We start from the raw sequence: 13,888 nt of genomic DNA on the forward strand, positions 1-13,888 counted from the left end.
CACGGCGACCGTGCGGGTGTCGTCCGCGAAGGCCACCGCGCACGGCACCGTCCTGCGGATGTCGGCGTCGGGGGCGTCGGTGAGCCCGGGGACGCAGCGCCTCGGCAGCGTCGGCGGGGGAGGGGCGTCGGCGATCGCGACCGTGCGGGCGCCGTCCGATGCCGAGGGCGGCGTGATCACGGTGCGGGCGTCGGTCTCGGCGGCCAAGGCGCGGGGAGCGTCCCGCAGCTACAAGCTGATCGTCACCGACGCCTCGGGGGCGCTGCCGCCGGGCGTGAGTCTGGCGAACCTGCCGCCCGGCGTCCCGCCGCTGACCCCCGACGAGTTCAACCCGCTCGCGGGGATGAAGGGGCCGCAGGTGGCGCTGCCGCCGATCGCCTCGCCGCAGATCGCGCCGAGCCCGGCCCCGCTGGTGGCCGTCGCCGGCCTGAGCACGGTCGGCGAGGAGGAGCTGTTCACGGTGGAGCGGCTCTCCTCCGTCCAGGCGGGGTTCCTCGCCGCGATGGGGGTGTCGGTGATGCTGCTGCTGCTCAGGCTGCGGCTGGCCCGCCGCGCCTACGTCGCGCTGCCGTGGGCGCTGCGCAGGCGCCTCCGGCTCAAGACCAGGCGGGTCACCGCGGCCCGGCTGCGCGCCCTGCCGCCGCAGCCCGCACCGGTCCGCCCCGCCGTCCGGCTCGTCTGGCTGCCCGTCAGGCCCGCCCGGCTCTGAGCGCGTCCGGCCGTCGCCGGACGCCGGTCACTTGGCCGGCGCGAAGATGGGCCGGAAGCCCGCGATGAGCTGCCGGATCACCGGGCGCTGCTGGGCCGGGGTGCGGCCGCGCAGGTCGAGGATCGGGTCGAGGCCGTCGTAGTAGGGGGCGAGCGCCAGGAACGGCAGGACGGTCATGAGCCACGTGGCGAGGACGTCGAGGTCGGCGTCCTCCCGGATCTCGCCCTGGGCCTTCCAGAGGTGCAGCGTCGGGTGGATGACCTGAAGGTAGTGCTGGTTGGCCGTGTCGCGGACGACGGACCGGACGCTGTTGTCGAGCTCGAAGTTCGTCGCCGCGGTGACGCCGCGCTCCAGGGGGTGGTCCGACATGTACTCGGTCCAGTCGCACAGGACGTCGAACAGCCACTCGTCGAAGGACTGGTCGAAGTCGACGCGCGCGATGCGGCGCTCCATCTCCTCGCGGATGCGCCGGGACGTCTCGTCGCAGACGAACGCGAAGAACTCCAGCTTGTCGCTGAAGTACTGGAACAGGGAGCCCTTGGCGATGCCCGCCTCGCGCGCGATGGTGTTCAGGCTGCCCGTCGAGTACCCGTGCTCCCCGAACTCCCGCATCGCCACTTCGAGCACCCGCTCGCGCTTGGCGACGTTGAGCCGGAACCAGGTTGACGTTGGCATGACCTTCGACTTTCCGTCAGGAACCGGTAACCCTGTGGTCAGGATAACGGTCCGCTCGGTCCGGCGTGACCCGAAACGCCGCCGCCTCAGCGGGCCAGCCGGATGAGGATGCGGCACACCTCTTCGATGATCTCGGTGGCCTCGTCCTCGTCCTCGGCCGTGGCGATCTCCCGTCCGGCCTCGCCGATCACCGTGGTCAGCACGAGGCTCAGCACCTGCTCGGCCCGGCTCGCGGGGTCGCCGCCGGCGGAGCCGCGGAGCAGCTTGGTGTTCTGCGCGATCCAGTGCTGGGCGCGGCTGCGGCGCATCAGCGACGACCCGGACGGCCCCTCGCCGCCGTGGAACAGCCGGGCCGCCTCCCGGCGCTCCCAGCACACCCGCAGATAGGCACGCGCCCCGGCGATGAACAGCGCGATCGGGTCGGGCTCGCGGTCCCCGCGCGCCGCGGACTCCCTGCGCGCCGCGGACACGGCCTGGGCGGCGCTCGCCTCCTGCTCGGCGCTGAGGTCCTCCCACAGCGCCACGTACAGGCCGGCCTTGCCGCCGTAGTGGTGGTAGAGGCTGCCGACGCTGATCCCGGACCGCTCGACGATCTCGGCGATGCCCGCGTCGGCGTAGCCGCGGTCGGCGAAGACCTCCAGCGCCGCGTTCAGCAGCGCCCGGCGGGTCGCGTCGGCCCGCGCCCACTGCCGTCCGCCGCCGGCCGGCGGCTCTCCGCCCTTGGTGTCACCGGCGCCGTTCGCCTGCCGTGCCCTGCTCGTCCGCATCCCACCATGGTGCCAGGCCGCGGACGCGCGCACCCGGTGTCGCGCCAGGGGAGCGGCGGTTCAGTACCAGTTGTTGTTCTGCCAGAACGCCCAAGCACCGCACGGGTCGTCGTAGCGGGCCTTGATGTAGCCGAGACCCCACGCGATCTGGGTGGGGGAACTGGTGCGCCAGTCGGACCCGGCGCTGGCCATCTTGGTGCCGGGCAGCGACTGCGGGATGCCGTAGGCGCCGCTGGACGGGTTCTCGGCCCGCTCGTTCCAGTTGCTCTCGTGCTCCCAGAGCGTCAGCAGGGACGGCCAGCAGCGGCTCCACCCCTTCAGCGCGTTCATCTTCTTGCCGTACGCCTTGTTCTCTCCGGCGCCGGGGTTGGACTTCGCGAGCCGCTCGCGCTCCTGCTTGGCCTTCAGCTCGGCCCGCGCCCTGGCGTCGCGCTTCGCCTTCTCCTTGAGCCGCTTCAGTTCGCGCTGGTGCGCCTCGTAGGCCCGCTTCTTGGCCGCGGCGACCGCGTCGGCCGCGATCGGGTCCATGTCGGACGCGGACGTCAGCCTGGAGAGCATGTCGTTGGTCGACAGGTCGCCCGCGGCCATCTTCGGAGGTTTGGTGTCGTCCTCGACGAACTTCCCGATGTCGACCATGACGACCGCCGCGCCGATCGCGCCGATGGAGACGACCGTGATCGTGGCGTTGCTGGTGAGCACCCGCCGCAGCCGCCGCTTCTTGCGCGGCGGGAGGCCGGGCGGCCCGCCGGTCCCGTAGGGGGTGTGGCGGCCGCGCGGGCCCCGGTCGCCGGGCGCGCCCAGCGCGTCGAACTCGTCGGAGGCCTCCCTGGGCGGGGGCACCCGGCCGGACCGTCTACCGGCGCCGGTACTTCTGCGCCTGCCGTGACTCTTTGGCATAGGAGAAGACTGCCTTATCGCCCGGGGATCGTGTCGTCCAGGAGACAGTACGCCTCCGGGACGGCACGCGGTTCACTGGTCGGGGTGCTCCCGGTTGCGCTCCGCGCGGGGGTTCAGGAGCTCCACGTCACCGGCCGCCAGCCGCGCCGGCTGCAGGGCCTCGAAGATGTCGCGGTACATCCCGTCGAACGGCGCGAGCTCCCCGCCGGGGGTCTCCAGCGACTCGCCGACCTCGTTGACCCGCTCGCGTCCCGCGGCGGTCACCTCCACGAGCGTGGCCCGCCGGTCCCGGGGATGCGGGATCCGGGTGACGAGCCCGACCGTCTCCAGCTGGTCGACGGTGAGCTTCACCGTCGTCGGATGCATCATCAGGATCCGGCCGAGCGTGCTCAGCCGCGCCCGGCCGCGGGTGGACAGTGCGAGGGTGGTCAGCAGGAAGTAGCCGGTCCGGGTGAGGTCCAGCCGCTTGAGCTCCGCGTCCAGCGCCTTGGTGAGCAGCTGGTTCAGCCGTCCCACCGCGCAGATCGCCATGAACGGCCACGGCCCGCCGAGGAGGCCCTGCCCCTCCCAGCGGTCCCTGACGCCCATGACCAGTGGGTCGAGTCCCTCATCCATCTCCGCTGCCGGGTCTTCTTCTGCGCCTCGTCGCGCCTCGGTACGCACCGGCCGATCGTAGCTTCCGACAAATCAACATGTAAGTACTCGCTTCTTAGACCTTCTTCCAATAGAGTGCCTCAAATCACAGGCGGTGCCGGTGTGTCCCACAGGGGTGTCCGGTATCGCATGTGATCACGGTCTCGGCCGAGACCACGGTGGCGCGAACGAGCAGGACCTGGGCGCCGCCCGTGGGCCGGTGGAGGCCGGAACATCGGATGAGCGCCGACGTCCGAGAACGAAGGAGGCTGCCATGGCCCTTCCTAGCCCCTGCCCCTGGGGCTCGCCCCCGGGGAGCGGACGGCCCCCCGTGCGGGAGGTCGCCGGCTGATGGCGGTGAGCCTTTCGAAGGCCCCGGACCTGGCGGTCAGACGGGTCGGGCGCGCGCTCGACGAGACCGGGCTGCTGTGCGTGACGCTGCTGGAAGGGCTGCGCCGCACCTGGGACGTCCGGCAGTGGTGGGGCGAGTTCATCGAGCAGTGCTGGTTCCTCGCCCGCGTGACGAGCGTCCCGGTGATGCTGATCGCGGTGCCGCTCGGCGCGACCATCTCGCTGCAGGTCGGCGACATCGCCCGGCAGCTCGGCGCGCAGTCGGGCACCGGAGCGCTGCTGACCGCCGCGATGATCCAGCAGGTGGCCCCGCTGGCCGCCGCCCTGCTGGTCTCCGGGGTCGGCGGCTCGGCCATCACCTCCGACATGGGCGCCCGCAACATCCGCGACGAACTCGCGGCCATGGAGGTCATGGGCATCAACCCGATCCACCGGCTGGTCACCCCCAGGCTGTGGGCGGCGAGCACGGTGTCCGGGCTGCTCTGCTCGGTGGTGATCCTCGCGGGGGTCCTGGGCGGCTACTACTTCAACGTCATCCAGCAGGGCGTCAGCCCTGGAGCGTTCTTCGACGGCTCCACCACCCTGCTCCAGTTCTCCGACCTGATGATCACCCTGTTCAAGGCCTGGGTGTTCGGGTTCATCGCCGCCGCCGTGGCCTGCTACATGGGCATGAACTGCGACTACGGCCCGGTCGGCGTCGGCCGCGCGGTCAACCGCGCGGTGGTCGTCACATCGATCGTGGTGTTCGCGACGAACTACATCCTCACCATGATCTACCAGGTCCTGTTCCCCCCGAGGTTCTGATGGTCGCCATATCCCCCGTCCGCAAGCTGGGCCGCGCCGTCAAGGGCCGGACCGCCGGCCTGGCCGCCTCGGCGAACCTGCCGGTCTTCCTCGGCCGGGTCCTGTACCACCTGTTCGTCGACATCATCATCCGGCGCAAGTACGGCAAGACGCTCGCCAAGCAGGTCAGCGACATCACCGTCGGCGTCGGCGCGCTGGTCATCGGCGGCGGCATGATCTTCGTCATCGCGACGATGTCGCTGGCCACCGGCGCGATGGTCGGCCTGCAGGGCTATCCGGGGCTGGAGCGCATCGGCGCCGAGGCGTTCACCGGGCTGGTCGCGAGCTACTCCAACGTCCGCGAGGTCACCCCGATCATCGCGGGGGTCGCGCTCGTCGCACAGGTCGGCACCGGCTTCACCGCCGAGATCGGCGCGATGCGGATCTCCGAGGAGATCGACGCGCTGGAGGTCATGGGCATCAACTCCCTGGCCTACCTGGTGTGCACCCGGGTCGCCGCCGGCGTCATCGCGCTGGTGCCGCTGTACCTGGTCTCGCTGTTCATGGCCTTCTTCGCCACCAGGTTCATCACGATCCAGTACTTCGGTCTTTCGCCCGGCATCTACGACTACTACTTTCACCTCTACCTGCCGCCGATCGACGTGTTCTACAGCGTCATCAAGGTCGCCGTGTTCGCCTTCATCGTCATGTTCATCCACTGCTACCGCGGCTACTACGCGGCCGGCGGCCCGGTCGGCGTGGGCGTCGCCGCGGGCCGCGCGATCCGGGAGTCGACCATCCTGATGATCCTCATGAACCTGGTCCTGTCCTACATCTTCTGGGGACACGGCAGCACAGTGAAGTTGACCGGATGAGCGAGGAGACACTGTCCCCCCGATCCCGGACGATCTTCGGGCTGGTCGGCGCGGGCGTCATCGCCGCCGCCGCGACGTTCGTCGCCGTGGGGACGACGCCCTCGCACGAGGGCTCCACGTACTACAACGCGTCGTTCGACCGGGCGGGGCAGGGCCTCGACCCCGGCAAGTCCGAGGTGAAGGTCCGCGGCATCTCCGTCGGCACCGTCGACGAGATCGAGCTGGACGACAGCGGCCGCGTCAAGGTCCGGTTCCGGGTCGACGAGGGCGTCCAGGTCGCCGACACCACGGTCGCGTCGATCGAGCCGGTCTCGGTGTTCGGCCCGAAGGACCTCGCCCTCGACCTCGGCGCGCACGAGCTCAGCGGCCCGTACCTGGAGGATGGCGGGACGATCACCAAGACCCAGGACCCGGAGGAGCTGTCCGACACCGCTTGGCCGGCCTACGAGCTGACCAGGGCCATCAACCCCGACGAGGTGGCGACGATCCTGCACACCTTCGGCACCGGGCTCTCCGGGCAGGGGCCGGCTCTGCGCCGCACGATCGACAACGGCTCCAAGGTCGTCGACGCGACCTACCGGGACCGGGCGGCGATCAACGCGCTGCTGAACAACATCAACGGGCTGTCGGGCACGCTCGGGCCCCGCGGCGAGACGATCAACCGGATCATCACCGACGCCAACGGGCTCTCCCAGGTGATCACCGAGAGGCCCGACAAGATCGAGCAGCTGCTCGGGCAGAGCGGCGAGCTCGGGAACAAGGTCGGCAACACCCTCCAGGGGCACGGCGCCAACCTCGGCTCGATCATCGACAACGGCGGCGACGTCGCCGCCGTCGTCGCCGGCCAGCGCCGCAACCTGCCGGTGCTGATGGACGGCCTGATCGGCTTCTTCGGCCTGCTGTCGCGGATCATCCGCGTCCCGGGCCCCGAGGGCACGACGATCGCCCAGGCGCGGGCCACGCTGCCGCTCGACCTGTGCAAGATCTTCATCGACGCCTGCCCGCCGAACGGCTCCGGGGGGCGGCCGTGAGCCCGCGGCTGCGCGGCAAGACCGCGCGGGGGACCGAGTACTCCACGATGCTCAAGTTCCTGGTCTTCGTGGCGGTGACCGGGCTCCTCACCTTCTACATCGGCAACATGATCCTCGGCACGAGCTTCAACGACCGCTACCGGCTGACCGCGACGTTCGACGACGTCACCGGCCTGCTGGAGGGCGACGACGTGAAGGTCGCGGGCGCGCCCGTCGGGCGGGTCGAGGGCATCGAGGTCGTCCGGGGCAAGGCCGTGGTCGAGATGGAGGTCGACCGGGAGATCCGGGTCCCGGACGACTCCACCGCCGCGATCCGCTGGCGCAACGTCATGGGCCAGCGGATCATCTACCTGGAGCCCGGGAGGAGCCGGGCCAAGCTCGACGACGGCGACCGCGTCCGGCACACCCGGTCGGTCGTCGACCTCGGCGCCATCGTCAACGCGCTCGGCCCGCTGACCCGCAACCTGGACCCGAACCAGCTCAACAAGATCCTCTTCGCGTTCACCCAGGTGCTGGAGGGCAACGAGCAGAACATCTCGCTGCTGACCAACAACCTGGACGCGCTGCTGCAGACGTTCGCGGCCCGCAAGAAGACCATCCAGGGGATGATCGAGAACTACGAGACGGTGAGCGGGGTGGTCGCCAAGCGGGACCAGCAGATCGCCGCCAGCGTCGACAACCTCGAATCGCTGACGAGGGTGTTCGCGAACAACCGCAAGATCCTTGAGGACGCGGTCGTGGAGATCGGGGGCGTCACCACCAACCTCAACGCCGTGCTCGGCGGCCAGGACGCCCAGCTCTCCCGCATCATCGGCAACCTCGGCAGCTTCGCCGAGACGTTCCGGCTCAACGTCGACGAGCTGGAGACGATGGTGCAGCAGCTCCCGCTGACGCTCCGGCAGCTGTTCGCCGCCACCAACGGCGGCCACTTCCTGCGCTCGAACGCGCTCTGCCTGAACGTCGTTCAAGGGCCCTGCCCCTTCGAGATGGAGCTGCCGCGGGCCCCCGAGACCGGCCAGCCCACACAGCAGGAGCTCGACAAGCTGAAGAAGATGCTGACCGGGGGTGGCGGCTGATGGCGCTGAAATCCCTGCGGGACGCCAACCACAAGGTCGTCGCGATCGTCACCCTGGCCGCGATCGGGGCCGGCTGCGTGTTCGCGTTCGCCGTCGGCCAGCTGCACCTGTTCGACCGCGGCTACACGATGACCGGCGAGTTCAGCGACCTGTCCGGCCTGAAGACGGGGCAGGACGTCCGCGTCGCCGGAGTGAAGGCCGGGCGGATCACCGACGTCAAGCCCGACTTCGACCACGGCAAGGTCATCGTCACCTGGCATGTCGACGCCGGCATCGACCTCGGGCCCCAGACCCGCGCCGAGATCCAGACGACGACGCTGCTCGGCGGCCGCTACCTGCGGCTCGCGGGCCCGGTCTCCAAGCCCTACATGGCGGACGTGCCGGAGTCGAAGCGGCGCATCCCGCTGCAGCGCACCAGCGTCCCGTTCACCGTCCCGGACGCCCTGGAGGGCGCGCAGAACATCGTCGGCAAGCTCGACCAGAAGAGCGTCGACAAGCTGCTCACCCAGATCAACAAGATCGAGTCGCCGGGCGCGAAGAAGCTGAACCGGATCCTGACCAACGTCCAGGACCTGTCGCAGATGCTGAACGACTCCTACCCGGAGATCGAGAAGCTGATCGAGAGCAGCAAGACGATCACCGGCACGCTGGCGTCCAAGGACCGGCAGCTCCGCGAGGTCATCAACGCCAGCCAGGTGCTGCTGGACACGCTCGTGCGGCGCCGCAACGAACTGGCCTCGACGATCGGGCAGGGCAGCCGGACGGTCCGGACGCTGTCCAACGTGATCTCCCAGAACCAGAAGAAGCTCGACAGGCTGCTGGACAACCTGCACCTGCTGACCACCCGGCTGGCACCGAACATGGACGCGCTGAACACGAACTTCTCGCTGCTCGGGCCGACGTTCGCCCAGGTCGCCAAGGTCAGGGGCAACGGGGCCTGGGTCGAGGGACTGCTCGTCGGACTCGGACCGCTCCAGCCGCCCGGCCCGCACTCCACGCGGCGCAACCCCCCGGGAGGCAACTGATGAGCCGAGTCGCCGGACACACCCCGGACTCCCCGCTCCGGAGCCGGGCGCGGGGCCTCGCCGTCGCGCTCTGCCTGACGCTCGCCGCCTCCATGGGCGGCTGCTCGCTGGCCCCGTCCGGGACGAATGACCGCACCATGGTCGTCTACGTCCCCAAGGCCCGCTCCTTCTACGAGGAGTCGAAGGTCAAGGTGATGGGGGCCGACGTCGGCCTGGTCGACAAGGTCGAGAACCAGGGCGACAAGGTCAAGGTGACGTTCCACCTGAGCGAGGACGTCCCGCTCCCGAAGGGGGTGCACGCGTCGATCGTCCCGCTGAACCTGATCGGCGAGCGCAACCTCGTCCTGCACCCGGCGTGGAAGCCGGGGCAGCCCAAGGAGACCGCGACGGTCATCCCGATCGAGCGGACCCACGTGCCGGTCGAGGTGGACGACGCGCTCGACTCGTTCACCAACCTCGCCAACGCGCTCGATCCGACCAAGATGCAGTCCGCGCTCGGCACCGCCGCCGACAACCTCGACGGCAACGGCAGGCAGTTCAACGCCACCCTCGAACAGAGCGCCCGCCTGGTCGAGAACGTCGCCGGGCAGGACAGGGAGCTGATCGAGGTCGCGGAGAACCTCAACCGGCTGGCCGGGGTCGTGCGGGGACGCGAGCAGGTCCTCGGCACGCTGATCCGGGACTTCGGCGAGGCGTCCCGCGTCCTCAGCGCCGAGCGGGGCGAGCTCCAGCAGCTCGTCAAGGGCGTCCTGGAACTGTCCAAGAACGGCGGCAAGCTGCTGGAGAAGTACAAGGGCCAGCTCCCGCACGACCTGGCCGTCCTCACCCGGACCGCGCTGATGCTCAAGGGCAACGCCAAGCAGGTCGCCGGGCTGGTGGCGGCGCTGCCCGACATCGGCGACGCGCTCATCGGCGGCTACCACCACGACACCAAGTCGCTGCACATCCGGTTCGCCACCGACGCGTTCCTGCGGACGTGGCTGAAGGGCCTGATGGACACCGACGAGGTCGGCTGCCCCCTGCCCCCGCCCAACTCCAACTGTCCCTGGGATAACGGAGGCAACTGATGAGCGGAGTCACCGCAGAGGGACGGCCGCCCGCCTCCCGCCGGTGGGGCAGGGCCGTCGCCGTGCTCGCCGCCGCCGTGGCCCTGGCGGTCTCGGGCTGCTCCTACCAGACGGCCGGCGCACCCAAGGGCGACCTCACGCTGACGGCCACGTTCGCCGACGTGCAGCAGCTCGTCGCGGGACACAGCGTGAAGATGTCCGACATCACGGTCGGCAGCGTCACCAAGGTCGAGCTCGTCGGCTACAAGGCCAGGGTGACGCTGTCCATCGAGGACGACTACAAGATCCCGCAAGGCACCATGGCCGAGATCAAGGTGACGTCGCTGCTCGGCGAGAACTACGTGGACCTGCGGATGCCGCCCGGCACGAGCATGAACGCCGGCCCCTTCCTCGCCGACGGCGCGGCGATCGGCAACACCAGCGTCCAGCCGTCGTTCGAGCAGGTCGTCGGGCAGGCCGGACCGCTGATCGAGGCCCTCGCCGGCGACGACCTGGCCACGGTCGTCAACGCCGGGGCCACCGCCCTGGACGGCAACGGCGAGAAGCTCAACACGACCATCGCCCAGGCCGGCGGCCTGCTCAAGATGTTCGCCGACCAGCGGCGCGAGCTGGGCGAGTCGGTCGACCGGTTCGCCCGGCTCGGCCGGTCCCTCGCCAAGGGGAGCAGCGCGCTCGACGAGGCGCCGGGCCGGCTGGAGCGCACCACCCGGCTGCTGGACGACAACAAGGAGGAGATCGTCCAGACGGTGGACCGGCTCACCCACCTGGCCCGCCAGCTGAACGACAAGGTGCTGGAGCGGCGCATCGGCCGGTTCCGCGCGCTCCTGCGGGACCTCGACCCCGTCCTGCAGGAACTCGCCGGCAACCGCAAGCGGCTCACGGACCTGGTCAACGGCCTGGTGTCCTTCAGCGACAAGCTGCCCCGGGCCAGCTACGACGGCCAGCTGCTTCTCTACCCGATCCTGCAGTTCGTCTGGCCGGACGGATCGGCGGTCATCCCCGGGCACGGCCCGAACGAGCCCGCGGGCAACGGCACGGCCGCGATCCCGAAGGAGCTCAAGGGCGCCCTGCCCGGCATCGAGACCATTCTGGAGCCGCGCCGATGAGCACGCGCATCACGATCAACCTCGCGGTCTTCGCCGCTCTCGCCGTGCTCATGGTGGTCTGGGCGTTCAACAACGTCATCCGGTTCGACTTCATCGACCGCCCGTACCACATCACGGCCGAGTTCGAGTCCTCCCCGGGCCTGCACCCGAACTTCGAGGTCGACTACCTCGGGCTGCGGATCGGCAAGATCGACTCGGTGGACCTGGTCAAGGACAAGGTCGTCGTCAAGATGGACATCGAGAAGGGCGTCGACATCCCGCAGGGGGTCACCGCCGCCGCGGCCCGCAAGTCCGCGGTCGGCGAGCCGGTGGTCGAGCTGACCCCGGCGCCCGGCAAGGCCGGCGCGCCGCCGATGGAGCCCGGCTCGCGGATCCCGGTGTCGCAGACCAGCGTCCCGCCCAAGTACGGGGACCTGTTCGGCGCCGTCATCGACAGCCTGAAGGCCATCGACCCCGACGACGCCAGGGTCGTCACGCACGAGCTGGCCGAGGGCTGGTCCGGGCGCGAGGAGTCGCTCCGGCAGATCATCAACGGCAGCGACCAGCTGACGTCCACGTTCGCCCAGAACACCGAGCTGCTCGACGGGCTGACCGACGACCTGGCGAGGATCACCCAGGTCCTCAACCAGAACCGCGGGTCGCTCGGCGCCGGGATCGACAACCTCGCCGCGCTCACCACGGCGCTCAGCCAGGTCCGCGGCGAGCTGGCCGAGCTGCGCGACGACGGGCCCGGCCTGCTCGCCACGGTCAACGACCTGCTGGACAAGACCGGACCCGACTTCGAGTGCACCGTGGACGTCCTCGGCAACTGGGGACTCAAGCGCCACAACCCCCGGATCCTGGCGGACCTGAGGGAGACGCTCGCGAAGGCGCCCGAGCTCAAGGTCGTCCTGGACAACGTGGTCGGCCTCGACCAGGGCGAGCCCATCCTGAACATCTACTTCGAGCTGACGCTCCACAAGAAGGCGGCGCTGGAGTACCGGTACCCGCTGCCGCAGCCCGGGACGGGCAAGATCCCGAACTGCCCGGACGGCCGGGCCCCGGCGGTGACCGACCAGAAGCCCTACAGGGCCAAGAGCACGGGAGACACCATCCCGACCCACGATCCCGCGCTCGACAAGCGTGTGGAGGCGGAGAAGGCCGCGAACAACGGCGACTCTTCTGATGGGCCGCCGATGTGGCTAGTGTACGTCCCCCCGGTCATCGCCCTCCTGGTCCTGATCAGGGTCATGATGGGCTCGGTGCCCGTGCTGTCCCGCCTGCCCCGGCTGCGTCGCGGCAAGGACTGACCCGATTTGAGGAGTACCGAAGTGACAGCCAAGACCGGCAAGAACGAGGTCGACGACGTCGACGAGGTCGAGGCGGTCCCGGCCGAAGCGGAGGCCGAGGAGACCGAGGCCGAGGAGACCGAGGTCGAGGCGAGGCCGGCGCGGCCCGCCGCCAAGCGCAAGCGCCGGGTCCGGGTCATCGAGGTCATCGACGACGAGGATCTCGACGAGGTCCTGGAGGCCCTCGACGCCGAGGACGCCAAGGCCGAGCAGGCCGAGCAGGTGGAGCCGGCCGAGGAGGACGACGAGGCCGAGGAGGAGCCCCCGGCCCGTCCCGTCAAGACCGCGAAGGCGGCCGCCAAGCCCGCTCCCAAGCCCGCCGCCAAGGCGAAGCCGCGTCCCACCCGCCTCGAACCCCCGGAGGAGGAGGCCGAGGAGGCGGACGAGGCGCCGAAGAAGGTGTCGGTCTCCAAGGGCGCCGCTCGGTCCGAGGACGCCGTGCACCCGCGCCGGAACTTGGGCCTCAGCCCGGTCCAGCTCGCCGTGGCGGTCCTCCTCATCGCGCTGATTCCGGCGTCCGTGGCCGGCTGGCAGTGGTGGAGCGGGAGGGACCGGGACGCCGTGAGCGAGGTCGCCTCCGAGTACGGCGACGTCGCGCTCAACTACAACGCGCAGAACTACCAGACGCAGATGGACAAGGCCCAGAAGCTCATGGGCGGCGACCTGCTGGAGAGCTTCAAGAGCACCACGCTCCCGCAGCTCGGCGAGACGTTCAAGAGCAACCCCGAAGTGGCGCTGTCGTCCAAGACGAACCAGGTGTTCGTCGGCAGCGTGGACGGGAAGTTCGCCACGGCGGTCGTGATGGTGGACGTCGACGTCAAGACCAAGGACGGCAGCAGCGCGGCCCCCGCCACGCTGCTCCGGCTGGCCCTCGCCAAGATCGACGGCGAGTGGAAGGTCACCAAGCAGTACGCGTCGGGCGTCAACGACCAGAACCAGAACCAGGGTCAGGGGCAGCTGCCGACCGCCCCGACCGGCGGCGCGTCCCAGTCGCCCGCACCGGAGGAGAGCGAGAAGCCGGGGAACTGACCCGTTCCCGCGCGGCGAGCGCCCCGCACCGTGATGTGCGGGGCGTTCCGCGTCAGCGGGAGTAGTGCTCGACGACGAGCTGCTCGTCGCAGATGACCGGGATCTCGCGCCGCTCGGGGAGGCGGGTGAGCTGCGCGGCGAGGGCGTCGTGGCGGACGTCGAGGTAGCCCGGGACGGTCTCGGTGTGCCCGCCGGCCGCGGCGATCTGGAAGGCGTCCATCGTGCGGCTGCGGGCGGCGATCGTGATGACGTCGCCGGGCCGGAGTCGGTAGGAGGGGCGGTCGACGCGGCGGCCGTTCACCAGGACGTGGCGGTGCACCACGAACTGCCGCGCCTGGTAGATGGTGCGGGCGAACCCGGACCGCAGGACGAGGGCGTCCAGCCGGCGCTCCAGGTCGACGAGCAGCGCCTCACCGGTCTTGCCGCCGGACTTCGCCGCCTTGGCGAAGGCGTTGCGGAGCTGCGCCTCGCGGATGTTGTACTGCGCGCGGAGACGCTGCTTCTCGCGAAGCCGGACCTTGTAGTCGCTCTCCTGC

15 protein-coding genes are annotated in these 13,888 nt (G+C 70.3%); 10 read left to right on the forward strand and 5 right to left on the reverse strand.

Annotation, left to right across the window (positions count from 1 at the left end; translation table 11 throughout):
• The coding region (locus E1281_RS40565; protein WP_207943539.1) for a hypothetical protein at positions 1-709 on the forward strand (709 nt) is incomplete at its 5' end.
• Positions 710-736: 27 nt separating this feature from the next.
• On the opposite strand, the gene E1281_RS28345 is transcribed toward E1281_RS40565, so the two are convergent.
• The 4 genes from E1281_RS28345 to E1281_RS28360 form a co-directional block, all read right to left on the reverse strand.
• Positions 737-1,384: a TetR/AcrR family transcriptional regulator gene (locus tag E1281_RS28345; protein ID WP_131882772.1), complete on the reverse strand. Its 648-nt coding sequence runs from the start codon at positions 1,382-1,384 to the stop codon at positions 737-739.
• Positions 1,385-1,470: 86 nt separating this feature from the next.
• The gene (locus E1281_RS28350; protein WP_131882773.1) at positions 1,471-2,151 is read right to left on the reverse strand and encodes a TetR/AcrR family transcriptional regulator; all 681 of its coding nucleotides are present in this window, start codon (positions 2,149-2,151) and stop codon (positions 1,471-1,473) included.
• A gap of 60 nt (positions 2,152-2,211) precedes the next feature.
• Positions 2,212-2,991, reverse strand: a complete 780-nt coding sequence (locus E1281_RS42180) for a lytic transglycosylase domain-containing protein (protein ID WP_243717498.1) — start codon at positions 2,989-2,991, stop codon at positions 2,212-2,214.
• 129 nt (positions 2,992-3,120) lie between these two features.
• A complete protein-coding gene (locus E1281_RS28360; RefSeq protein ID WP_131882774.1) occupies positions 3,121-3,663 on the reverse strand; it encodes a MarR family transcriptional regulator in 543 nt (180 codons plus the stop codon).
• Positions 3,664-4,032: 369 nt separating this feature from the next.
• Between E1281_RS28360 and E1281_RS28365 the strand changes: the two genes are divergently transcribed.
• Genes E1281_RS28365 through E1281_RS28405 form a run of 9 tightly spaced genes read left to right on the forward strand, consistent with a single transcriptional unit; the run spans position 4,033 to position 13,352 of the window.
• Complete coding sequence (locus E1281_RS28365) at positions 4,033-4,836, forward strand: ABC transporter permease (RefSeq protein ID WP_131882775.1); 804 nt, start codon at positions 4,033-4,035, stop codon at positions 4,834-4,836.
• Complete coding sequence (locus E1281_RS28370; RefSeq protein WP_131882776.1) at positions 4,836-5,690, forward strand: ABC transporter permease; 855 nt, start codon at positions 4,836-4,838, stop codon at positions 5,688-5,690. The genes E1281_RS28365 and E1281_RS28370 overlap by 1 nt, the downstream gene beginning before the upstream one ends.
• A complete protein-coding gene (locus E1281_RS28375) occupies positions 5,687-6,721 on the forward strand; it encodes an MlaD family protein (RefSeq protein WP_131882777.1) in 1,035 nt (344 codons plus the stop codon). Before E1281_RS28370 ends, E1281_RS28375 begins: the two co-directional genes overlap by 4 nt.
• Positions 6,718-7,797, forward strand: a complete 1,080-nt coding sequence (locus E1281_RS28380) for an MlaD family protein (RefSeq protein ID WP_243717500.1) — start codon at positions 6,718-6,720, stop codon at positions 7,795-7,797. The genes E1281_RS28375 and E1281_RS28380 overlap by 4 nt, the downstream gene beginning before the upstream one ends.
• Positions 7,797-8,822, forward strand: coding sequence for an MlaD family protein (locus E1281_RS28385; protein ID WP_131882778.1), 1,026 nt, complete (start codon positions 7,797-7,799; stop codon positions 8,820-8,822). The genes E1281_RS28380 and E1281_RS28385 overlap by 1 nt, the downstream gene beginning before the upstream one ends.
• Positions 8,822-9,889 carry an MCE family protein gene (locus tag E1281_RS28390; protein ID WP_131882779.1) on the forward strand — a complete coding sequence of 356 codons (1,068 nt, stop codon included), beginning with the start codon at positions 8,822-8,824 and terminating at the stop codon, positions 9,887-9,889. The genes E1281_RS28385 and E1281_RS28390 overlap by 1 nt, the downstream gene beginning before the upstream one ends.
• Positions 9,889-10,995 (forward strand): MCE family protein, encoded by a 1,107-nt coding sequence (locus E1281_RS28395; RefSeq protein WP_131882780.1) that lies wholly within the window; start codon positions 9,889-9,891, stop codon positions 10,993-10,995. Before E1281_RS28390 ends, E1281_RS28395 begins: the two co-directional genes overlap by 1 nt.
• Positions 10,992-12,284, forward strand: a complete 1,293-nt coding sequence (locus E1281_RS28400) for an MCE family protein (protein ID WP_131882781.1) — start codon at positions 10,992-10,994, stop codon at positions 12,282-12,284. The genes E1281_RS28395 and E1281_RS28400 overlap by 4 nt, the downstream gene beginning before the upstream one ends.
• A gap of 21 nt (positions 12,285-12,305) precedes the next feature.
• Positions 12,306-13,352, forward strand: a complete 1,047-nt coding sequence (locus tag E1281_RS28405; protein ID WP_131882782.1) for a hypothetical protein — start codon at positions 12,306-12,308, stop codon at positions 13,350-13,352.
• Positions 13,353-13,404: 52 nt separating this feature from the next.
• Here E1281_RS28405 and rpsD read toward each other — a convergent pair.
• Positions 13,405-13,888 (reverse strand): 30S ribosomal protein S4 (gene rpsD, locus E1281_RS28410; protein ID WP_131882783.1); only part of this gene is annotated, 484 nt, incomplete at its 5' end.

Source organism: Actinomadura sp. KC345, assembly GCF_004348515.1.
Taxonomy (GTDB): Bacteria; Actinomycetota; Actinomycetes; order Streptosporangiales; family Streptosporangiaceae; genus Spirillospora.